This window comes from Plantactinospora sp. B24E8, from assembly GCF_039871735.1.
Lineage (GTDB): Bacteria > Actinomycetota > Actinomycetes > Mycobacteriales > Micromonosporaceae > Plantactinospora.
The window spans coordinates 1-22438 of record NZ_JBDPMH010000017.1; the positions used below are offsets into that span (position 1 = coordinate 1).

Sequence of the window (22438 nt, forward strand, 5' to 3'; positions counted from 1 at the left end):
TCCGTGCAGATGGTTGTCTTGGTCGATAACCCATCTACCGGAGACCTCACCGCATCCCGGTCACCGACACGCCCAGCCGATCTACCTCACAGCCAGGACCACAGGGCACTTATGACACACGGCCTAGAAGACCGGTACGCCCTCCCGGACCAGCCGCCAGTTCGGCTGGAAGAAGTCGGCCGGGTCGATGCTGCCCCGCTCCTGCGCCCAGTCGATCAGCAGCTGGCGGATCTCCTGCTGCGCGTTGTAGACCTGGGTCTTGACGATGCCCGGGAAGTTGCCGCCGCCGCTGCGCCGGTAGTTGTTCACCGCGACCACGAACTGGTCGGTGTCGGCGACCGGGGTGTCGGTGCCTGACCGGACGAGCCGGGTGATCCGGTGCCCCACCGGCCGGCTGATGTCGATGTCGTAGTCGACGCCGGAGAGGGTGTCGTAGTTGTAGTCCGGCACCGCCGGGTCGCTGATCTCCGCCGGGTCGACCGGTGCGCCCGGGCCGAGGGTCCGGAAGTACTTCGCCGAGTACTCCAGATAGGCCCGTACCTCGGCGCCGCTGAGCACCACCGCTTCCAGCGTGTTGTCGTAGATGTAGAGCCCGGCCACGTCCTTGATCCGTACGTCGCCGGCCGGGAAGACCGCAGTACGGCTGAACGGCGCGGCGATCGACAGCACCGGCAGGCTCGCGTACTGACTGCCGGCCAGCGCGGCGGTGACCACGTCGGTCTGCACCTGATTGATGTAGTCGAGGATCGGGGTGTCCTTGTACCGGGACTCCGCCGCCGACAGTTCCACCGCCGAGGTGGCGACGACCTGGTTGACGTAGGCGACGGTCTTGTCGTGCTGCCGGCGGACGGCCGCGAGTACCAACGGATGCTCCGGCACCGTGTTGGTGTTCAGCATGGTGGCCCGCTTGCCGGTGATCCGCCAGCGGCCGTGCTGCCGTTCCAGGGTGAAGTCCATCCGGGTGAGCCGCTGGCCCCACTTCGACGGCTCCGACATCAGCACCCGTTCGCCGGTGACCCGGTTGACGACAAACCGCTCGACCACCTCGGCGTGGGCGTGTCCGAACAGGATCGCGTCGATCCCGGGCACCTGTTCGGCGATGAGCGCGCACGGGTTCTCGTTCGGCAGTTCCGGGCCGTAGCTGGAGGTGCCGCTGTCGCCGCCGTGCGCGGAGATCAGTACGACGTCGGCGCCACGTTGCCGCATCACCGGCACCCAGCGCGCGGCGGTCGCCACCATGTCCTCGAACCGGAGTCTGCCCTCGACGTGGGCCCGGTCCCAGATCGCCGTACCCGGGTTGGTCAGGCCGAGGATGCCGACCCGCAGGGTCGGGGCGCCGGGTCCGAGCGAGACCTTCTTGATGACGTACGGGGTGAACGCCGGCTTGCCGGTCCTCTCGTTGACCGCGTTCGCGGCCAGCGCCGGGAAGCCGAGCTGCCGGATCCACCGGTCGAGCAGCGGCAGCCCGTAATTGAACTCGTGATTGCCGAGCGTCACCGCGTCGTAGTCGAGGATGTTCATCGCCCGGGCCATCGGGTGCGTCTCACCGGTGGAGGTGATCGGTTCCTGCTTGGCGTAGTACGTGGCCAGCGAGGTGCCCTGGATCGTGTCACCGGCGTCCAGTACCAGCGTCGCGCGACCGCGCCGTTCGGCCCGGATCCGCGTGACGAGGCTGGCCAGCTTCGCCACGCCGACGTCGTTGTGTGCGCTGTCGTCGTACTCCGCGTCCCGGTAGTAGTCCCAGTTGTAGACGTTGCCGTGGGTGTCGGAGGTACCCAGCACGGTGAGGTCGTAGGTTTTCGGCCTGGTCGGACCGTGGGCCTGTGCCGGTGCCGCGGCGACAAGCGGCGCTGTCGCGGCGGCGGCGGCGACCGCGAGCACCTGGCGCCGGGAGGGGCCGGTGAGAGGGGACATGCCGAGCCTTTCTCAGGGGTTGACGAGCGCCTGGTGGGCGCCGAGGGCACCCTAACCATCGGCTCCGCCTCCTGCCAGCTCACCCGTTACCCGGCGGTGCCCCGAGCCCTCGTCGCCGACACTGTGGTCGGCACCGAAGTGTCCGGGACCTACCGTCGATGACATGGAAGAACCCCGTACCCGGCGCCGCCCCGGACCGGCCGAGACCTTCGCCGCGCTGCACCACCGCGTCGGCCGGCCATTCGTCCTACCCAACGCCTGGGACGTCACCTCCGCCCTGCTGCTGGCCGACGCGGGCTTCCCGGCGATCGGCACCACCAGTCTCGGCGTCAACGCCGCCGCCGGTTCCCCCGACGGCGACGGCGACGGCGCCGACCGCGCGGTGGAACTGGCCCGACGGCTCGTGCCCCGGCTTCCGGTGCCGCTCACCGTCGACCTGGAGAACGGCTACCACGACGACGCCGCCACGATCGCCGCGCTCGGTGCCGAACTCGCCGCGCTCGGCGTCGCCGGAATCAACCTGGAGGACGGCCGGGCCGACGGGCGGCTGCGTACCCCGGACGAGCAGGCGGCCATCATCGGCGCGGTCGTCGCCGCCGCGCCCGGACTCTTTGTCAACGCCCGCACCGACACCTACTGGCTGCGGACCGGGGCGGACGAGAACAGCAGGTTCGACGAGACCCTCCACCGGCTGACCCGGTACCGGGCCGCCGGCGCGTCCGGGGTCTTCGTACCCGGCCTCACCGACCCCGGCCGGATCGGGGTGGTGACGGCCGCGGTGCCGTTGCCGCTGAACATCCTCTGGTATCCCGGTGCCGACCTCGCCGGGCTCGGTGCCGTCGGGGTGGCCAGGGTCAGCACCGGCTCCGCCCTCTACCGGCACGCCCTGGCGGCCGCACTGTCCACCGCGGCCGCCGCCCGTACCGGGGCGGTGCCACCGGTCGACCCGGTCGACTACCACCGGATCCAGGAGCGGCTCCACCTCGCCGACGGGGCCACCGCCGAGCCCGGCGGGTCAGGAACCGTACCGGGAGCTGTTTCCGAGCAACCCTGAAAGCGCTGGTCACCACCGGGATGCGTGGCCGCCGCGACTGTCGGACCGGCCGGCCGGACGGATAGGATCTTGGGGATCGGTCGGACGAGCCGGCGGGGCGGCCGGAGAGGGCGGGGACACGATGGGCCTGCGAGCGGACGCGGCGGAGATCCAGGACGAACTCGCCATCCTGCGGCGGGAGTTGCACCAGATCCCGGAAATGGGGCTCGACCTGCCGCGTACCCAGGAACGGGTGCTCGCCGCGCTCGAACCGTTGCCCCTGGAGGTGAGCACCGGCAAGGGGCTCAGTTCCGTCACCGCCGTGCTGCGCGGCGGCCGCCCCGGTCCGGTGGTGCTGCTCAGGGGCGACATGGACGCGCTGCCGGTGACCGAGGAGACCGGTCTCGACTTCACCTCCCGACACCCGGGGTTCATGCACGCCTGTGGGCACGACCTGCACACCGCCGGCCTGGTCGGGGCCGCCCGGCTGCTCGCCGCCCGCCGCGCGGACCTCGCCGGCGACGTGGTCTTCATGTTCCAGCCGGGTGAGGAGGGCTACGACGGCGCCCGCCACATGATCGAGGAGGGCGTGCTGTCCGCCGCCGGGCGCCCGGTCGAGGCCGCGTACGGCCTGCACGTGCTGTCGTCGATCCTGGAGCGGGGGGTCTTCTCCTCCCGACCCGGGCCGTTGATGGCCGCCTCGGCCGGTCTTTTCGTCCGGGTGATCGGGGCCGGTGGCCACGGGTCCCGGCCGGAGTCGGCCCTGGACCCGGTGCCGGTCGCCTGCGAGATGGTCACCGCGTTGCAGACCATGGTGACCCGCCGGTTCAGCGCGTTCGAGCCGGTGGTGGTCACCGTCGGCACCTTCCATGCCGGTACCCGTCGCAACATCATCCCGGACGAGGCGGCGTTCGAGGCGACCGTCCGGACCTTCGATCCCGCCGTCGACGCACAGGTCGGGGCGTACGCGGTGCGGCTCTGTGAACAGATCGCCGACGCGCACGGTCTGCGGGTCGAGGCGCGGTACGAGCCGGAGTACCCGGTGACCGTCAACAACGCCGCCGAGCACGAGTTCGCCGCCGACACCGTCCGCGAGGTCTTCGGCGAGGAACGGTTCACGCCGATGGAGCACCCGATGACCGGCTCGGAGGACTTCTCCCGGGTGCTGGCCCGGGTGCCCGGGGCGTTCGTCTTCCTCGGCGCCTGCACCACCGACGACCCGGCCACCGCGCCGTCCAACCACTCGCCCCGGGCGGCGTACGACGACAGCGTGCTCGCCGACGGTGCGGCGCTCCTCGCCGAGTTGGCGGTACGCCGGCTCAGCCGGTGACCGGTGCCGGTCGCGCGGTGTGGCCCTCGGCGCGCACCGCCGCCGCGGCCGCGAAGGCTCGGATCGCCGGGTGCGGGACGGCCCCGTCCCCGGCCAGTTCCGGTTGGAAGAGGGTGGCGAGGAAGAACGGGTGTCCGGGAAGTTCGGCGATGCGGAGGTCACCGTCGGCGTCGAAGCCGCTGAGCCGAAGGCCGTACTCCTCGAGGGTCCGGAGATAGGACCGGTTGATGCCGTACGAGCAGTGGTAACGCTCCTGGCTGCGGCTGGTGCCCAGCACCCGTTCGGCGAGGGTGCCCGGTGTGGTCAGCACCGTCCCCTCCCGCCCGACCAGGGAGCAGGACAGCGCCTCGACCAGCAGGTTCTCCCCGTCCGGGGCGTTCTCGGCGTGCGCCACGTCGACCAGCCCGCAGACGTTGCGGGCGTACTCCAGCAGGGCGTGTTGGAAACCGCCGCAGGTGCCGAGGAACGGGACGGCGCTCTCCCGGGCGACCCGGACGGCGGCGACCGCGCCGGCCTCGCTGCGGTACGGGCTGCCCGGCACCAGCCAGATCCCGTCGAATCCGACCAGCGTCGTCGGGTCCTCGACGTCCGAGGTGGCGACCCAGTAGACGTCGAGGTCGAGTCGGTCGCGTTCACGGAGCGTGTCGAGCAGGGCGGGGATCCGGGCGTGTGCCCGTACGTGCGGGGAACGGTCGCCGACCAGGGCGATCCGGGCGCTGAACGCGCTGTGGTGCTCGGTCATGTCCCCATCCTCGGCGCTCCGGCCTGTACAGCGCAAACGATGATCCGTGCATGATCGATAAGCGATACTGATGGGGTGGACCCCCACCTGTTGCGTACCTTCCTGGCGGTGGCCCGGTGCGGCTCCTTCTCCGCGGCGGCGCACCAGCTCGGCTACACCCAGTCGGCGGTTTCCCAGCAGATCGCGGCTCTGGAACAGGACCTGGGCGTGGCCCTGCTGCACCGCCGACCGGTGGGCCCGACCGGCCCCGGCGAACGGCTGCTCGAGCACGCCGCGACGATCCTGCTCCGGCTGGACGCGGCCCGGGCGGACGTCCGGCGGGCCGGCGCCGAGCCACCCGGGCGACTTCGGCTCGGCGTGACCCCGCTCGCCGTACCGGAACGGGTGGCTCGGGCGCTCGCCGTCGTACGCCGGTCCCGGCCCGGCCTGGCGGTGACGATCGGCTCGGGCGGCCGGTCGGCGGTCGCCACCGGGTTTGTCACCGGCGAGTACGACGTCGGCCTTGTCACAGGTGTGGTCGCGCCCAGTGACCCGCTGCCGCTGGCCGACCTCGGCGTCACCGCCGGCGTCGCGATTGCCGAGGAACCACTGACGGTGCTGCTTCCCGACGGCCACCCGCTGGCCGGGCGCGCCGAACTCCGGTTGGACGACCTGCTGGACGCCCGCTGGATCGACGCCCCCGACGTGGCCGCGCCCCTGTCGGAACTGGGCGCCGCGGCCCGCTCCGACAGCCCGCGTTCCACCATCTGTTACGACGGCACCGACCTGCGGAATCTGCTCGTCCTGGTCGCGGCCGGCCACGGTCTCGCGGTACTGCCCGGGTCAGCGGTACCGGGTCTCGCCGGGGTCTGCATGGTGCCGCTCACCGCTCCGCGGCTGGTCCACCGCACCGAACTGCTGCGGGCGGCAGCGGAGGCGCCGGCGGTGGGTGCGTTCGTCAGCATCCTCATCGGAGCGTGACGGGTAGTGATGATATCTGGCCGGGCGGTAAGGTGTCCCGGTGTCCGAAGGGGAGGACGTGTCGGGGCCGCGACCGAACCCCTCACCGTCCGGTTCGCCCGTCCCGTCGATGCGGGTGAGAGTCGCCTCAGCCACCGTGTGGGGTTGGTGTTCCTGGAAACGATCCCGGGAGTGAATCGACGCTGCCGATCCGCTGTGGGCTGACCGGCCGTGCGCTGGGCCGGCGGGCAGATACCGACCCGACTGTCCGGTCTGCCCGCGCGGTTACGCTCCGGGGGGGAACTGAGATGTTCGGGTGCGGAGTCCGGTCTCCGGGATGCCCGCCCCGGAGGCGAGTGGTTGCCGGCCGGTCGTTCCCGGTGTCCGGTTCCGGTTGATGATCAACTCGATCCGGTGGAATGTTGGCGGGCTGGGGGTCGTTACATTACGCGTACGGCTGAGTAGCACGGCCGCTGGGCTGGGCTGATGGGTTCGGGTCTGGGAATGATCCGGGGTTGCCGGTCGTTACATATGGCGTTCGCTTGAGTGCCTGCCCCTCTTTGGTACGTGGCGATCGAGCTTCTGGTCCCCGGGAGAGTGTTGGTTCTTCTGGTGTGGGCCGTTCTCTTTCTCTGGCACCGCACACATGCCCCCCGTGTGTGTGGGTGTTCATCCCCGATTGGAAGGAACGAACGATCATGAACAGGATGCTGTTCGGTCGGTGGATTCCGGCCATCGCTGAGACTTCTCTGGTTCGTAGGACGGCGCTGGGTCTGACTGGTCTGGCGTTTGTTGGTGGCGCTGTCGCTGGTCCGGCGGTTGCCGCGCAGGCCGCTCCTGAGCATCACGGGGTGAACCTGGTGGCGCAGTCCGTGGTCGTGGACAAGGGCGATCACAAGCCGTCGCGGGACCGGCTGGTTCCGCATGGTGTGCAGGGTGCGCAGGCGTCGATTCCGATCTCGCCTGAGCAGGCGGACAACGTGAAGGCGATTGTGAAGGCGACGAAGAAGGCTGGTCTGGACGAGCGGGCCGCGGTGATCGCCGTGGGTACGTCGCTGCAGGAGTCGAAGTTGGAGAACCTGGGTGACCTGGGTGCCAACAACGACCATGACTCGCTGGGTCTGTTCCAGCAGCGTCCGAGTTCGGGTTGGGGTTCGCCGGACCAGATCATGGACCGGGAGCATGCCACGACCGCGTTCCTGGACGGGTTGAAGCAGGTGGATGGTTGGCAGGATCTGCCGCTGACCGTGGCCGCGCAGAAGGTGCAGGTGTCGGCGTACCCGGACGCGTACGCGAAGTGGGAGAACCAGGCTGCTGACCTGGTCGCCAACGCCTGGAACAACAGCTAAAGAGCAAGGCTGAACGATCCGCCGGCCGGGTCCCCACCACGGGGACCCGGCCAGCGGCGTACCCGTGGGCCGACCCCGGTCAGCGTGGCCAGTCGGCCAGCTTCTCGCGGATCTGCCGTACCTGCTCGGCGTCCCGCCCGTAGCGGGCGAAGCGTCGGTCGGGCAGCCTGTCCAGGTAGCGGCCGACCGCCGGAACGTCCTCCGGGTCGATCGCCGGGTCGTACTCGTGGGCGAGCCGGAGCAGGTCGGCGATCGTGTAGCGGTCCAGCGCGGCGGCGATGTCGATGTAGTCCCGGACCTCACGCCGGGTGATCAGCGCGGCGGTCTTGCTGGCCACCAGGTCCTGGACGTGCATCACCGGGCCGAGGTCCATCACCACGGGGCTGCGGTGCCGGTCGAGTCTGCCCAGGCTGAGCCGCAGCCGCCGGCCGCCCTGGCCGACCAGGAAGTCCTTCATGTCGAGCGCGAACCCGTCGAACAGTCCGGCAAGATCGGCCGACGGGTCCTCGTCGGCGACGGTGAACCCGGCCGCCGTCAGGGCGGCCCGGACCTCCGCCGCCGCGTTCGCCGCCGCCCCGTCGATGTCGGCGAACAGGTCGACGTCCTCGGTGGGGCGGCTGACCAGCCCGTGCGCGGCCCAGGCGATGCCGCCGCCCAGGACAAAACCGTGTTTGTCAGCCACGGAGAGGGCGACCCGGGCGACCTGGCGGTAGAAGTCGTCGAGATGGCTGGTGGTCATGCCGCCCGGCGGTCGCCCGACGATTCGGCGGCCGGGCCGGCGGCCAGCGACGGGTGCCGCGACTCCCAGGCCATCCGTACCCCACGGGGCAGGTTGAGCGCCGGCCACACCCGGCGGAGCAGGTGGCCGTTGAGGTAGCGGCGCAGGTCCTCGGTGCGGGTACTCTCCCGCAGCACGTTCTCGTACATCCAGAGCAGTTGGTCCGGGTCGGCCAGCTCGAAGACCCGGTCCGGGCCCCACATCAGTCGCAGCGGCAGGGTCACCCGGCCCCGGGTCGGCCCGGTCAGCTCGGTCACGGTCGGCGTCACCACGGCCGGCCGGCCCGGTCGGGCGAGCGGGGTCACGGTGGTCGACGCCCCGGCGGCGTACTGCATGCGCTCAGGGTAGCCCGAAGGTCGCGGAGCCGGTTGATCCCTACCCGAATTCGCCGCGCCGTCCGACTCGGGGCGCCGGCCCGGGCCACACGACGGCCAGGGTGGCAAATCCGGAATGCCGGACCCGCCCGCCTGGTTATGCCTGCTGGTACGCCCGCGAGCTCCGCCCCCTGGATCGCGGGCGTACCTCTTGCGTGCTGGGGCCCGTTGCGCCCAGCGCCACCTCCCGGAATCCAGATCGAAAGGGCAACCATCAGATGAACCCGATCTTCGGGCGATGGCTCCCCGCCATCGCGGAGACCGTCACCACGCGATGGCTGCCGGCCGTCGCACAGAATCCGGCCGTACGCCGCATCCCCGCCGCCGCGGAGACCGTCACCGCGCGGTGGCTGCCCGCCATCGCGTCGAGCCCGGCGGTACGTCACCTGCCCGCCCTCGCCGAGAAGCCGGTTGCCCGGCGTACGGCGCTGGCCGTCGCCGGCCTGACCTGCGCGGTCGCCTGCTCCGCCGTCGGCGGTGGGGTGTCCGGAGCGACGACGACCGCCGCCCCGGGCCAACCGGCGACCCCGGCCGGGTACACCCAGACGATGCCGGCGGACGCCCCGCAGGGCGGTGCGGCCCAGGACCGGCCCACCCAGGACCACAACACCGCCCCGGACAGGTCGGACGACGGGCGCTCGAACCCGGACGACAACCCGGGCCGGGACACGCTGGTCCCGCACGGGGTGCAGGGCGCCCAGTCGCACGTCGACCTGGACGACGACCAGTGGGACAACGCGCGGGAGATCGTGCGGGTCGCCCGGCGGCAGGACGTCGGGCCGCGAGGCGCCGTGATCGGGGTGGCCACCTCGCTGCAGGAGTCGAAGCTGCGTAACCTCGGCCACCTGGGCGCCTGGAACGACCACGACTCGTTGGGCCTGTTCCAGCAGCGGCCGTCATCCGGTTGGGGTGCGCCCGACCAGCTCACCGACCGGGACTACTCGGCGGGTGCGTTCTTCAACGGGCTGAAGCGGGTCAACGACTGGCGGGACCTGCCGCTGACCGACGCCGCCCAGGCGGTGCAGGTCTCGGCCTACCCGTTCGCGTACGCCCAGTGGGAGGACCAGGCCGCGGACATCGTCGCGCACGTCTGGCGGGACGCGCGCTGAGCAGCCCCGGAAACGCGACATGGAGCAGTCCGGGAACGGACTGACCAGCCAGGAAAGGGGCCGGCCGGAGTCGGCCCCTTTTCGTGTCGCCGGCCGCCGCGACCCGCCGGTCCCGGAGGCAGATCCACTCCTTCCTTGCGGAAGACTCAGATCCACTCCTTCCTTGCGGAAGACTCAGATCCACTCCTTCTTGCGGAAGACCAGGTACAGCGCGATCGCCAGGCCGAACGTCGCGACCAGCGAGACGATGAACTCGCCGTGGGTGTGCCGCCAGGGAAAGGCGAGGTTCTGGCCGAAGAACCCGGTCACCGCGGTCGGCACGGCGATGATCGCCGCCCACCCGGTGACCTGCTTGACGATCAGGTTCAACTGGTTGTTCTGCAGCGTCAGGTTCGTCTCGAGCATCGTGGTGTCGAGGTCACGCAGTGATTCACTCCACTCGATCACCCGCAGCACGTGGTCGTAGAGGTCCTGGTAGTAGGGGAGCATCTCGGTGTCGACGGCGTGCATCGTCGGCCGCATCAGCGCGTTCACCACCTCGCGCATCGGCAGGGTGACCTGCCGCAGCCGGACCAGGTCCCGGCGGGCCAGGAAGATCCGCTTCTGCACCTCGTTGCGGTTCATCGCCTGACGGTGGAACATCGCGTCCTGCACCTGTTCCAGCGACGCGTCGAGTTGCTGTACGGCCGCGAAGTGCCCGTCGATCAACGTGTCGAGCAGCCCGTGGAGCAGGAAGGCGACCCCGTACCGGGCCAGTTCGGCGCCCTCGTCCCACCGGGCCAGCACCTGACTGATGTCGAACCCCTCGTCGTAGCGGACCGTCACCAGCACCCGGGGCTTGATGAACGCCGACACCTCGACGTGCTCCAGGCCGCCGGACGCCTCGAGGCGGACCATGTAGGTGTTCAGGAACAGGTGGGTGTCGTACCGGTCGAGTTTGGCCCGCTGGGCCTGCTGGACCACGTCCTCCAGCGCCAGTTCGTGCATGCCCAGCTTCTCGGCGAGCAGCCGCAGGTCACGTTCCTCCGGCCGGCAGATGTCCAGCCAGGCAAACGTCTGGTCGTCGCGGTCGAGCCGGTCGCCCACCTCCTCGGGCGGGAAGTTCTCCTCGACCAGGGCGCCGTCGCGGTAGAGCCGGGTCAGGAAGGCGCCCACTCGTCGCCCCTCCGCTCCAGGTCCGGTTCCGGGATCCGCCCGGGGACGCCGGGCCGCGGCGTCGTCGCCTCGTCGAGGCAGGGCGGGACGACGCCGCGCGGCGCGTGGTCGGGCATGCGCCGGGATAGCCGGTGGCGAAAGCCCTAAACCACGAGCGGCCCGGAACTCCTCGAACGGTCGACAGCGGGCCCGGACGTACCCGGTCTCCCGACGCCGGGCCGGGCGGCCCGACCCCGGCCCGGCGGCCTGGTCGGGCGATGACCGGGAGACGGTCACCGCCCGACCGCGGCGTCCGACGTTTCTTGGCGTTCGGCTCCCGGCTCGGGGTCAGTCCGGCATCGCGACGCCGAGCGGCGCGCTCGGGGTGAACGTGCTCGGCATCGTCACGTAGCCGTTGATGATGCCGACACTCTCGTTCTGCCGGGTGCCGGCCTGGTCGATCACGTAGTCGGGCATCCGTTCCAGCAGCCGCTGCGCCATCAGCCGGAACCAGAGTCGGGCGTACTGCAGCCCCATGCAGCGGTGGATGCCGACGCCGAAGCTGGTGTGCCGGTTCGGTGTCCGGTCGAGGCGCACCTCGTCGGGCTCGGTGAAGACCGACGGGTCGCGGTTCGCGGCGGCGAAGGACATGAAGACCCGGTCGCCCTCCCGGATCTGCTGGCCGTTGACCACGGCGTTGCGGGTGGCGGTCCGGGCGAAGCCCATCGCCGGCGGGAAGATCCGGAGGAATTCCTCGGTGGCGTGCTCCCACAGGGCCGGGTCGACGCGCAGCCGCTCGCGGTGCTCGGGGTGTTCGGCCAGCCAGTTCATCGCGTGGGCGAAGAGCGCCGTGGTGGTGTGCACCCCGCCCTGGATGACCAGCAGCGCGATGATCACGACCTCCTCGTCGGGCAGCGCCCGACCGTCGATGCTGCCGTTGGCCAGGGCGCTCAGCAGACTCTCGTCGGGGGTTTCCCGCAGTCGCGGCAGCAGGGCGGCGATCGCGCCGCCGAGCTGACCCACCACCTGCACGTTGTGGGCGAAGTCGGGGTCGCTGGGCGGGCACGCGGCGAGTCGGTGCATCGGCTCGGCGTACGTCTGCCAGTCGTCCAGCGGCAGCCCGAGCAGCTTCATCGTGGCCAGTGCCGGCATCGGGTTGCCGAGGTCGAGGACGAGGTCCATCCGGCCGCCAGCGCAGACCCGGTCCAGCAGGGCGTCGACGGCCTGCGCGGCGAACGGCTCGCTGGCCCGGGCCGCGGTCGGGCTGAAGAACGGGTTCAGGATCCGGCGGTACGCGTTGTACTCCGGCGGGTCCAGTTCCAGCGGGATCTGCGGCAGCGGGTTCGGCGGGATGACGATGCCCTGGCGGGGATCCGACGGGTCGGCGGTGTTGCGGCCCGAACTGAACGTGGCGTCGTCGCGCATCACCTGGTTGAGGCTGGCGTGGTCGGAGACCACCCAGAAGCCGCCGTAGGCGTCGGTCCGGGCCACCGGGCAGCGGGTCAGCAATTCGTCTGAGATCTTCCGCCAGTTGGTGCGGTACTCGGGGGAGTGGTGGTCGAAGTCGATACGTGGGGGAGTGGCCGGATCGGCATCGATAGATTGATCGACAGACATCGCGACAGCGTACTGCCGGAAACCGCTCCGCGGTGACCATCGTCCGGGCTACGGTCTGGGTGGGTTTCCGCGCTTCATCCCTTCTCGCAGGTCACGGCGTTTCCGGAACCGGACGGGGGTTTCCCGGTTCGGGGCGGGTCGCCGGGTTCCTGCCACCTGGACGGCGGGAACCGTGGGACGACCGGTGGTCGGGGCTGACCGACATTTCCTGGAGGGGGTGCTGGGCAATGGGGATCCGCACCTTCATCGAAGGGTGGCCGGTGTACCGGCAGCTCACCGGCACCGATCCGCTCGGCCGGGGGGCGGCGGCGCAGTCTCCCCGCTCCGCCGGGCTGACCCCGCGTACCGACACCGCCGACTCGGTGGCCCGCTCGGTCTGCCCGTACTGCGCGGTCGGCTGCGGCCAGCGGGTGTACGTCTCGGACGGCCGGGTCACCCAGATCGAGGGCGACCCGGACAGCCCGATCTCCCGGGGCCGGCTCTGCCCCAAGGGTTCGGCCAGCCTGAACCTGGTCACCAGCGAGCTGCGTCAGCAGAAGGTCCTCTACCGGCGCCCGTACGGCACCGAGTGGGAGGAACTCGACCTGCCGACCGCGATGGAGATGATCGCCGACCGGGTGCTCGCCGCCCGGGACGCCACCTGGGAGGACGTCGACGACCAGGGCCGCCCACTGAACCGCACCCTGGGCATCGCCTCGCTCGGCGGCGCCACCCTGGACAACGAGGAGAACTACCTCATCAAGAAGTTGTTCACCGCGATGGGGGCGATCCAGATCGAGAACCAGGCCCGGATTTGACACTCCGCCACCGTCCCCGGTCTGGGGACCAGCTTCGGTCGCGGTGGCGCGACGGCCTTCCAGCAGGATCTGATCAACAGTGACTGCGTCATCATCCAGGGCTCTAACATGGCCGAGGCCCACCCGGTGGGCTTCCAGTGGGTGATGGAGGCGAAGGAACGCGGCGCCAAGATCATCCACGTCGATCCGCGGTTCACCCGGACCAGCGCGCTGGCCAACAGCTACGTACCGATCCGGGCCGGCACCGACATCGCCTTCCTCGGCGGGATCGTGCACCACATCCTGGAGAACGAGCTGGACTTCCGGGAGTACGTGCTGGCGTACACCAACGCCGCGACCATCGTCAGCGACGACTTTCGGGACACCGAGGAACTCGACGGCCTCTTCTCCGGCTACGACCCGGAGACGGCCAGCTACGACCAGCGCAGCTGGCAGTACCGGGGGCAGGAGAGCAACGGGAAGAACGACACCGTCACCGAGCGGGAGAGCGCGGCCGGACTCCGGCACGAGTCGCACGGCGCGCCGATCTCCGGAAACACGATGCGGGACGAGACCCTGCAGCACCCGAACTGCGTCTACCAGATCCTCCGGCGGCACTACGCCCGCTACACCCCGGAGATGGTGGAGCGGGTCTGCGGGGTGCCCCGGGAGAAGTTCGAGGAGGTGGCGAAGGCCTGGACGGAGAACTCCGGTCGGGACCGGACCACCATGCTGGTCTACTCGGTCGGCTGGACCCAGCACACCGTCGGGGTGCAGTACATCCGGACCGGGGCGATCATCCAGTTGCTGCTCGGCAACATGGGCCGACCCGGCGGCGGCGTCCTCGCGCTGCGCGGGCACGCCAGCATCCAGGGGTCGACCGACATCCCGACCCTGTTCAACCTGCTGCCCGGGTACCTGCCGATGCCGCAGCATGAGCAGCACCAGACATTCGACGACTGGGTCACCGCCATCGCGCACCCCGGCCAGAAGGGCTTCTGGGGCAACGCCCGGGCGTACGCGGTCAACCTGCTCAAGGCGTACTGGGGCGCGGCGGCGACCCCGGAGAACAACTTCTGCTACGACCACCTGCCCCGGATGACCGGCGACCACGGCACCTACCAGACCGTGTTCAACATGATCGACGGCAAGGTCAGGGGCTACTTCCTGCTCGGACAGAACCCGGCGGTCGGGTCCGCGCACGGCCGGGCCCAACGCCTCGGCCTGGCCAACCTGGACTGGCTGGTGGTCCGCGACCTCTTCCTGATCGAGAGCGCCACGTTCTGGAAGAACAGTCGGGAGGTGGAGACCGGCGAGATCGTCCCGGAGCGCTGCCGTACCGAGGTCTTCTTCCTGCCGGCCGCCTCGCATGTCGAGAAGGAGGGGACCTTCACCCAGACCCAGCGGCTGCTGCAGTGGCGGGAGAAGGCCGTCGACGCGCCCGGCGACGCCCGCTCCGAGCTGTGGTTCTTCTACCACCTCGGCCGGATCGTCCGGGACCGGCTGGCCGGTTCGACCCGGCCCCGGGACCGGGCCCTGCTGGAGCTGGTCTGGGACTATCCCACGCACGGTCCGCTGGCGGAGCCGAGCGCCGAGGCGGTGCTGCGGGAGATCAACGGGTACGAGATCGCCACCCGCCGCCCGCTGGCCAGCTTCACCGAGATGCGCGACGACGGTACGACACTCGGCGGCTGCTGGATCTACACAGGTGTCTTCGCCGACGGGGTCAACCAGGCGGCCCGGCGCAAACCCGGCCGGGAGCAGAGCTGGGTCGCCCCGGAGTGGGGCTGGGCCTGGCCGGCGAACCGGCGAATGCTCTACAACCGTGCCTCCGCCGACCCGGAGGGCCGGCCGTGGAGCGAACGCAAACGCTACGTCTGGTGGGACGAGCAGGCCGGCCAGTGGGTCGGTGAGGACGTACCGGACTTCGAGAGGACCAAACCGCCGTCGTACCGGGCGCCCGAGGACGCCACCGGGGTCGCCGCGCTCGACGGCACCGACCCGTTCATCATGCAGGGTGACGGGAAGGGCTGGCTGTACGCGCCGGTCGGCGTACTGGACGGGCCGCTGCCCACCCACTACGAGCCGGCCGAGTCACCGGTGCGTAACCCGCTCTACGGCCAGCAGGCGAACCCGACCCGCAAGCTCTACCGTCGCACCGACAACCCGACGAACCCGAGCCCGCCGCAGCAGCACAGCGACGTCTTCCCGTACGTCTTCACGGTCAGCCGGCTCACCGAGCACCACACCGCCGGCGCGATGAGCCGGATGGTGCACCACCTCGCCGAACTGCAGCCGGAGATGTTCGTGGAGGTCTCGCCGGAGCTGGCGGTCGAGCGGGGGCTGACCCACCTGGGTTGGGCGCACATGGTGACCAGCCGGGGCCTGATCGAGGCCCGGGTGCTGGTCACCGACCGGATGGCCCCGATCCGGCTGGAGGGGCGGGTGATCCACCAGCTCTGGCTGCCGTACCACTTCGGCACCGAGGGACTGGTCCGGGGCGAGCCGGCCAACGACCTGTTCGGCGCCACCCTGGACCCGAACGTGCTGATCCAGGAGAGCAAGGTCGCCACCTGCGACGTACGGGCCGGGCGACGGCCGACCGGCCCCGCGCTGCTCGACCTGATCGCCGACTACCGCCGCCGGGCCGGCCTCGACGGTCACCACCCGCCGGTCGTCACCGCCGCCGAGCGGCCGGGCGACGGCGCCGACGACGGCACGGACCGGAAGGAATGAGCATGGTCGAGATCCGACCGGCCGTCGCGGTGAACCCCGCCGAACGGGCCGGGTACGTGGACCCGCCGCCCCGGATGGGGTTCTTCACCGACACCAGCCTCTGCATCGGTTGCAAGGCCTGCGAGGTGGCCTGCAAGGAGTGGAACCTGGTGCCGGTCAGCGGTCTCGACCTGCTCGGGATGTCATACGACAACACCGGAGCGCTGACCGCGAACTCGTGGCGGCACGTCGCCTTCGTGGAGCAGTCCCGTCCGGTCGGCTGGCAGGCGTCGGCGCCGCTGGCCGGTACCCCGACCGGGGCGCCGGTCGGGGTGGCCACCGCCGAGACCGGGGCCGGGACCGTCGTCGACACCGGCACGGATCCCGGGGTCCCGTCGGCGCCCGACCCCGCCCCGGCCGGCCGGATGGTCGACGGTACGCAGTTCCTCGGCATGCCCGGCACCGAGCTGCCCGGTCGGGGCGACCGGGGCGGGCGGGCCGACCTGCGCTGGCTGATGATGTCGGACGTCTGCAAGCACTGCACCAACGCGGCCTGCCTGGACGTCTGCCCGACCGGGTCGCTGTTCCGCACCGAGTTCGGCACCGTGGTGGTGCAGGAGGACATCTGCAACGGCTGCGGCTACTGCATCCCGGCCTGCCCGTACGGCGTCATCGACCAGCGCCGGGGCGACGGCCGGGCCTGGAAGTGCACCCTCTGCTACGACCGGACCAAGAGCGGCCGGACCCCGGCCTGCGCCCAGGCCTGCCCCACCGAGTCGATCCAGTACGGCGAACTCGACGAGCTGCGTGAGCGGGCCCGGGCCCGGGTCGAGCGGCTGCACGCCGACGGGATGCCGGAGGCCCGCCTCTACGGCCACGACCCGACCGACGGGGTCGGCGGGGACGGCGCCTTCTTCCTGCTCCTCGACGAACCCGAGGTGTACGGTCTGCCACCCGACCCGGTGGTGACCACCCGGGACCTGCCCCGGATGTGGCGGTGGGCCGGAGCGGCCGCGTTGACCATGGCGGCCGCCGCGGTGGCCGCGTTCGTCGGGCGGCCGTCGTGACCGGCCGCGGCCTGCCCGGCGAGCCGCTGGGGGAGCGGTTCCGGCAGTTCCGGGCCCGGCTGGAGCAGCCGAACGGCGGTGGGCTGCGTCGGGGCGCCCGCCGGGGCGGCTCGGCCGGGCCGGGCCTGGTGGCCGGTGAACCGCGGCCGGTGCCGCCCGCCGGGTTCGCCTCCTACTACGGTCGGCCGATCCTCAAGGCTCCGGTGTGGCGACACGACATCCCGGCGTACCTGTTCACCGGCGGGCTGGCCGCCGGGACCGCGCTGCTGGCCGCCGGTGCCGACCTGACCGGTCGTCCGGCGCTGCGCCGGTCCGGCCGGCTGGTGGCGCTCGGCGCGGTCGCCGCCAGCACCTACTTCCTGATCAACGACCTCGGCCGGCCCGCCCGGTTCCACCACATGCTCCGGGTGGCGAAACCGACGTCGCCGATGTCGATGGGTACCTGGATCCTCGCCGCGTTCGGTCCGGCCGCCGGGCTGGCGGCGGTCAGTGAGGCGGCTCCGCTGCTGCCCCGGCACGGGGTGTCCGGGCTGGCCCGCCGGCTGCTGCCGGTAACCGGTCGGGCCGCCGGTCTGGCCGCCGCCGTCACGGCGCCGGCCCTGGCGACGTACACCGGGGTGCTGCTGGCGGACACCGCGATGCCGGCCTGGCACGACGCCCACCCGGATCTGCCATTCCTGTTCGCCGGCAGCGCGCTGGTGGCCGGCGCGGGTGCCGGCCTGGTCGCCGCCCCGGTCGGCCAGGCGGGCCCGGCGCGCCGGCTGGTGGTGGCCGGGGCCGTGGTGGAGACGCTGGCCGAGCACCGGATCTCCCGGCTGGGGCTGACCGGCGAGCCGTACCGGGTGGGACCCGGCGGGCGGATGCTGCGGAGCAGCCGGCTGCTGCTCGCCGTCGGGACCGCCGGGGCGTTGCTCGGCCGGCGCAGCCGGGTGCTCTCGGTGCTCTCCGGTGCCGCCCTGCTGGCGTCGTCGGTGCTGACCCGGTTCGGGGTCTTCGAGGCGGGGGTCGTCTCCGCCCGCGACCCGAAATACACGGTCGTGCCACAGCGGGAGCGGCTGGAGCGACAGGCGTCGACGTCGGCCGGTGGGCCGGCGGCGGCGCCGGGTGGGTGAGCGTCGAACCATCAGGGGGAACCATGGGCTTCAAGACACCCGACCAGATCGCGACCACGGCGGTCAACGCCGGCGTGGTCAAGGCGAACCTCAGCCCCGACCGCATGCTCGTGGGCGGGATCCTGGCCGGTGCCTACATCGCCTTCGCCGGCCTGCTCGGCGTTGTCGTCACCGCCGGCATGCCCGTCGCGGTCTGGGGGAACCTCTCCACCCTGATCTTCGGGGCGGTCTTCGCCGCCGGCCTGATCTTCGTCGTGATCGCCGGCTCCGAGCTGGTCACCGGCAACATGGCGCTGCTACCGCTGGCGCTGACCTCCGGACGGACGACAGTCGGACGGGCCGCGACCAGCCTGCTGCTGGTGACCGTCGGCAACCTGATCGGTTCGCTGTTCGTCGCCTACGTGCTCGCGATCCGGACCGGCGTCATCGGCGACGCGGGTTCCGCCGCCGGGACCGGGGGAGCGCTCACCTTCGCCAAGCTCGCCGCCATCGCCGAGGGCAAGGCACTGAACGAGGACAGCGTCCAGATCTTCCTGCGGGCGCTCGGCTGCAACTGGCTGGTCTGCCTCGCCGTCTGGATGTCCTACGCGGCCGAGGACATCGCCGGGAAGATCCTGGCGATCTTCTTCCCGATCATGGCGTTCGTGGCGCTCGGCTTCGACCACGTGGTCGCCAACATGTTCTTCCTCCCGGCGGCGATGTTCGCCCACGTCCCGGGGATCGGCGCCTGGGATGTCGTGCACAACCTCCTGCTCGCCTTCGCCGGCAACCTGGCGGGCGGAGCGCTCTTCGTCGCGGGCTTCTACTGGTTCCTCTACCTGCGCGGGCAGGCCCGGCCGCTCGCGCCGGACGGGGTCCAGGTCACCCCGACCCCGGACAAGCGCAGCAAGGGCGGCCAGGACGCGGCCGGCCCGCGCTGACCACCGGACGGCCCACCGCGACGACGCCGTCCGGCCGAGTCCGGTCACCGATCGTCCGACACGCCATCCGGCCAACGGTACGCCGCGGGTCACCGTTCCCGGTGCTTCCGGTGCCGGTGCCGGTGTATCCCCGGTCACCGGAGGCCGGCCGGCCGGCAACCCCGGGCCGGACGACCGGGTGACCGGGGTCTGACCTGGGCCACCCGACGTGATCGGGTTCAGGTGCACCCGATATGGTCCGGACGAGTCGCCACGGGTGCTTGTGGCGGCTGAGCGGACCAGCAGCACGTCCCCGGGGCGTCCCGCCCTTCGGAGGACGCGCCGCCGGGCGTGTTCTTGCTCTCTTTTCCGCCCCGGCGGGCCGCCACAACCGACCCGCTGGCCTGCGCGTGCCTCGCTACTCACAGTAGTTGCATGTCTGGTGGTGTTGACCACTGGATTGACGCCCAGGACACGGCACCGAAATGTTGCGAAACAAGTTCGCCTCCAATAAGTTTCACGCGGCAACAAAACAGTGTCAGCGATGACGAGCTGCCCGGAGGCAACAATGATGTTGGTGACGTGGCGCGGCCACCGGCCGCCGGACGCGTCCGGATCCCTCCGGCGCCGCGGTGACGGAGGCCACGCGGTTCCGGCCACGAGCGGTCCGTACGTCGTACGGGCCCGGCTCGGGGAGCGTGTGTCATGAGCCCCGCACCTGTCCTGCTGGAGATGCGCGGGATCACCAAGGAGTTCCCGGGGGTCAAGGCGCTCTCCGACGTCAACCTGGTGGTCCGCAAGGGCGAGATCCACGCGATCGCCGGCGAGAACGGGGCCGGCAAGTCGACCCTGATGAAGGTGCTCAGCGGGGTCTATCCGTACGGCAGCTACTCCGGCCAGATCCTCTACCAGGGCGCGGAGAGCCGGTTCTCGGACATCCGGGCCAGCGAACAGGCCGGCATCGTGATCATCCACCAGGAACTCGCCCTGGTACCCGGCATGTCGATCACCGAGAACATCTTCCTCGGCAACGAGCCCGGCCGGGCCGGCGTGATCGACTGGAAGGCCGCCAACCGCCAGGCGCTGGAGCTGCTGGCGCGGGTCGGTCTCCAGGAGGACCCGGACACGCTGATCAAGGACATCGGCGTCGGCAAGCAGCAGCTCGTGGAGATCGCCAAGGCCTTCGCCAAGAACGTCAAGCTGCTCATCCTCGACGAGCCGACCGCCGCGTTGAACGAGGCGGACTCCCAGCACCTGCTGGACCTGCTCCTCGGCTTCAAGCAGCGGGGCATCACGTCCATCATCATCTCGCACAAACTGAACGAGATCGCCCAGATCGCCGACTCGATCACCATCCTGCGTGACGGTCACACCATCGAGACCCTCGACATCAAGGCGGACGGGGTCGACGAGGACCGGATCGTCCGGGGCATGGTCGGCCGGGAACTGCACAGCCGGTTCCCGGACCACACCCCGAAGATCGGCGAGGTGTTTTTCGAGGTCCGCGACTGGACCGTCCGGCACCCGATCTCGTCCGACCGGCTGGTCGCCAAGGGCTCCAGCTTCTCCGTGCGGCGGGGCGAGATCGTCGGCTTCGCCGGGCTGATGGGCGCCGGCCGGACCGAACTGGCGATGAGCCTCTTCGGCCGCTCCTACGGGACGTACGTCTCCGGGCAGATCTTCAAGGACGGCCGGGAGGTCGTGCTGCGGACGGTGGCGGACGCCATCGACCACGGGCTGGCGTACGTCAGCGAGGACCGCAAGTCGCTCGGGCTGAACCTGCTCGACGACATCAAGACCTCGGTGACCGCGGCCAAGCTCGGCAAGATCACCCGCCACGGCGTGCTCGACCACGTCGCGGAGCACCGTGCCGCCGAGGGCTACCGGACCAGCCTGCGGGTCAAGACCCCGACCGTCGACGAGGGCGTCGGCAAGCTCTCCGGCGGCAACCAGCAGAAGGTCGTGCTGGCGAAGTGGATGTTCACCGATCCCGACCTGCTCATCCTCGACGAGCCCACCCGGGGCATCGACGTGGGTGCCAAGTACGAGATCTACGGCATCATCCAGCAGCTCGCCGACCAGGGGAAGGGCGTCATCGTCATCTCGTCCGAGCTGCCGGAGCTGATCGGCCTCTGCGACCGGATCTACACGGTCTTCGAGGGCGCGATCACCGGCTGCATCGAGCGGCGGGACGCCGATCCGGAACTCCTGATGAAGCAGATGACCTCAGCGAAGAAGGCATGACGCCATGAGCCGCGTGAAAGAACTCCAGAAGTCCCTCTTTGCCGGGACGCAGTCCAACGCCCGCCAGTTCGGGATGATCTTCACGCTGGTGGCGATCGTCCTGCTGTTCCAGATCCTCACCGACGGGCTGACGCTCAACTCCAGCAACCTGATCTCGCTGGTGAGCCAGTACTCGTACATCCTGATCCTGGCCATCGGCATGCTGATGGTGATCGTCGCCGGCCACATCGACCTGTCGGTCGGCTCGATCGCCGCGGTGGTCGGCATCATCGTCGCCAAGCTGATGCAGGACTACAACGTCCCCTGGCCGCTGGCCATCGTCCTCGGCCTGGTGGTCGGCGCGGTGATCGGTGCCTGGCAGGGCTTCTGGGTGGCCTACATCGGGGTACCGGCGTTCATCGTCACCCTGGCCGGCATGCTGCTCTTCCGGGGCATGAACCAGTACATCGGCAACGCCAACACCATCCCGGTGCCCGAGGGGTTCCGCGAGATCGGTGCCGGCTACCTGCCGGAGGTGGGCCCGAACACCGGCTACAACAACCTCACCCTGCTGCTCGGTCTGCTGGTCAGCGCCGCGGTGGTGGTCCGCGAGTGGCGGCTGCGCCGGACCCGCCGGGAGATGGCGGCTGACGTCGCCCCGATGTGGATCTCGCTGATCCGGGTCGCCGTGCCGGTCGTCGTGATCCTCTTCGCGGCCTTCCGGTTCGCCGGCGGTCGGGTCGGCACCAGCTTCCCGATCTCCGGCATCATCCTCGGCGTCCTGGTGGTGTTCTACTCCTTCGTCACCCGGAACACCGCCGGTGGTCGGCACATCTACGCGGTCGGCGGCAACGCCCGGGCCGCCGAGCTCTCCGGGGTGAAGCTCAAGCGGGTCAACTTCCTGGTCATGATGAACATGTCGATCCTGGCCGCGCTGGCCGGCATGATCTTCGTCGCCCGGTCCGCCGCCTCCGGCCCGCAGGACGGCCTCAGCTGGGAACTCGACGCGATCGCCGCGGTCTTCATCGGTGGCGCCGCCGTCTCCGGCGGTCTCGGCACCATCAGCGGTTCGATCGTCGGTGGCCTGGTGATGGCGGTGCTCAACAACGGCCTGCAGCTGATGGGCGTCGGCATCGACCGGGTCCAGATGATCAAGGGTCTGGTTCTGCTGCTCGCGGTCGCGCTCGACGTCTACAACAAGAACCGTGGCCGCTTCTCGATCATCGGGAGCATCACGCGGCCATTCCGCCGGGAGGCACCCGCCACCCCGGCGACGCCGGTCGAGACGGGCCACGAGCCCGCCAAGACTCCGGTGGCCGGCTGACGG

At 70.7% G+C, this 22438-nt stretch carries 17 protein-coding genes; 11 read left to right on the forward strand and 6 right to left on the reverse strand.

The window, feature by feature from the left end:
• Positions 1–123: 123 nt before the first annotated feature.
• Positions 124–1914, reverse strand: a complete 1791-nt coding sequence (locus ABGB21_RS22675; protein ID WP_347679413.1) for a 5'-nucleotidase C-terminal domain-containing protein — start codon at positions 1912–1914, stop codon at positions 124–126.
• A 163-nt stretch (positions 1915–2077) separates the two neighbouring features.
• On the opposite strand from ABGB21_RS22675, the gene ABGB21_RS22680 reads away from it, so the two are divergent.
• Both ABGB21_RS22680 and ABGB21_RS22685 read left to right on the forward strand, forming a co-directional pair.
• Positions 2078–2968, forward strand: a complete 891-nt coding sequence (locus ABGB21_RS22680) for an isocitrate lyase/phosphoenolpyruvate mutase family protein (RefSeq protein WP_347657185.1) — start codon at positions 2078–2080, stop codon at positions 2966–2968.
• Positions 2969–3089: 121 nt separating this feature from the next.
• Positions 3090–4277, forward strand: a complete 1188-nt coding sequence (locus tag ABGB21_RS22685) for a M20 family metallopeptidase (protein WP_347657186.1) — start codon at positions 3090–3092, stop codon at positions 4275–4277.
• On the opposite strand, the gene ABGB21_RS22690 is transcribed toward ABGB21_RS22685, so the two are convergent.
• A complete protein-coding gene (locus tag ABGB21_RS22690; protein WP_347657187.1) occupies positions 4267–5019 on the reverse strand; it encodes a hypothetical protein in 753 nt (250 codons plus the stop codon). The genes ABGB21_RS22685 and ABGB21_RS22690 overlap by 11 nt on opposite strands.
• Before the next feature lie 75 nt (positions 5020–5094).
• Between ABGB21_RS22690 and ABGB21_RS22695 the strand changes: the two genes are divergently transcribed.
• On the forward strand, positions 5095–5979 hold the full coding sequence (locus ABGB21_RS22695; RefSeq protein WP_347657188.1) for a LysR family transcriptional regulator: 885 nt from the start codon (positions 5095–5097) through the stop codon (positions 5977–5979).
• A 686-nt stretch (positions 5980–6665) separates the two neighbouring features.
• Complete coding sequence (locus ABGB21_RS22700; RefSeq protein WP_347679516.1) at positions 6666–7307, forward strand: hypothetical protein; 642 nt, start codon at positions 6666–6668, stop codon at positions 7305–7307.
• Between the two features lie 79 nt (positions 7308–7386).
• On the opposite strand, the gene ABGB21_RS22705 is transcribed toward ABGB21_RS22700, so the two are convergent.
• Together ABGB21_RS22705 and ABGB21_RS22710 are read right to left on the reverse strand one after the other, a co-directional pair.
• Positions 7387–8046, reverse strand: coding sequence for a nucleotidyl transferase AbiEii/AbiGii toxin family protein (locus ABGB21_RS22705; protein ID WP_347679415.1), 660 nt, complete (start codon positions 8044–8046; stop codon positions 7387–7389).
• Positions 8043–8420, reverse strand: a complete 378-nt coding sequence (locus ABGB21_RS22710) for a hypothetical protein (protein ID WP_347679417.1) — start codon at positions 8418–8420, stop codon at positions 8043–8045. Before ABGB21_RS22710 ends, ABGB21_RS22705 begins: the two co-directional genes overlap by 4 nt.
• Before the next feature lie 257 nt (positions 8421–8677).
• Here ABGB21_RS22710 and ABGB21_RS22715 point away from each other — a divergent pair, with 257 nt between their 5' ends.
• A complete protein-coding gene (locus ABGB21_RS22715) occupies positions 8678–9568 on the forward strand; it encodes a hypothetical protein (protein ID WP_347657192.1) in 891 nt (296 codons plus the stop codon).
• 174 nt (positions 9569–9742) lie between these two features.
• On the opposite strand, the gene ABGB21_RS22720 is transcribed toward ABGB21_RS22715, so the two are convergent.
• Both ABGB21_RS22720 and ABGB21_RS22725 read right to left on the reverse strand, forming a co-directional pair.
• A complete protein-coding gene (locus tag ABGB21_RS22720; RefSeq protein WP_347679419.1) occupies positions 9743–10723 on the reverse strand; it encodes a magnesium transporter CorA family protein in 981 nt (326 codons plus the stop codon).
• A gap of 327 nt (positions 10724–11050) precedes the next feature.
• A complete protein-coding gene (locus ABGB21_RS22725; protein WP_347679421.1) occupies positions 11051–12319 on the reverse strand; it encodes a cytochrome P450 in 1269 nt (422 codons plus the stop codon).
• Between the two features lie 227 nt (positions 12320–12546).
• Here ABGB21_RS22725 and fdh point away from each other — a divergent pair, with 227 nt between their 5' ends.
• The 6 genes from fdh (at position 12547) to mmsB (ending at position 22435) form a co-directional block, all read left to right on the forward strand.
• A complete protein-coding gene (gene fdh / locus ABGB21_RS22730) occupies positions 12547–15831 on the forward strand; it encodes a formate dehydrogenase (RefSeq protein WP_347657195.1) in 3285 nt (1094 codons plus the stop codon).
• Between the two features lie 2 nt (positions 15832–15833).
• Positions 15834–16877 carry a 4Fe-4S dicluster domain-containing protein gene (locus tag ABGB21_RS22735; protein ID WP_347657196.1) on the forward strand — a complete coding sequence of 348 codons (1044 nt, stop codon included), beginning with the start codon at positions 15834–15836 and terminating at the stop codon, positions 16875–16877.
• On the forward strand, positions 16874–17989 hold the full coding sequence (gene nrfD / locus ABGB21_RS22740) for an NrfD/PsrC family molybdoenzyme membrane anchor subunit (RefSeq protein ID WP_347657197.1): 1116 nt from the start codon (positions 16874–16876) through the stop codon (positions 17987–17989). Before ABGB21_RS22735 ends, nrfD begins: the two co-directional genes overlap by 4 nt.
• Positions 17990–18012: 23 nt before the next feature.
• Positions 18013–18909: a formate/nitrite transporter family protein gene (locus ABGB21_RS22745; protein WP_347657198.1), complete on the forward strand. Its 897-nt coding sequence runs from the start codon at positions 18013–18015 to the stop codon at positions 18907–18909.
• A gap of 684 nt (positions 18910–19593) precedes the next feature.
• Positions 19594–21132: a multiple monosaccharide ABC transporter ATP-binding protein gene (gene mmsA / locus ABGB21_RS22750; protein WP_347679423.1), complete on the forward strand. Its 1539-nt coding sequence runs from the start codon at positions 19594–19596 to the stop codon at positions 21130–21132.
• A gap of 4 nt (positions 21133–21136) precedes the next feature.
• Positions 21137–22435: a multiple monosaccharide ABC transporter permease gene (gene mmsB / locus ABGB21_RS22755; protein ID WP_347657200.1), complete on the forward strand. Its 1299-nt coding sequence runs from the start codon at positions 21137–21139 to the stop codon at positions 22433–22435.
• The last annotated feature ends 3 nt before the right edge of the window (positions 22436–22438 follow it).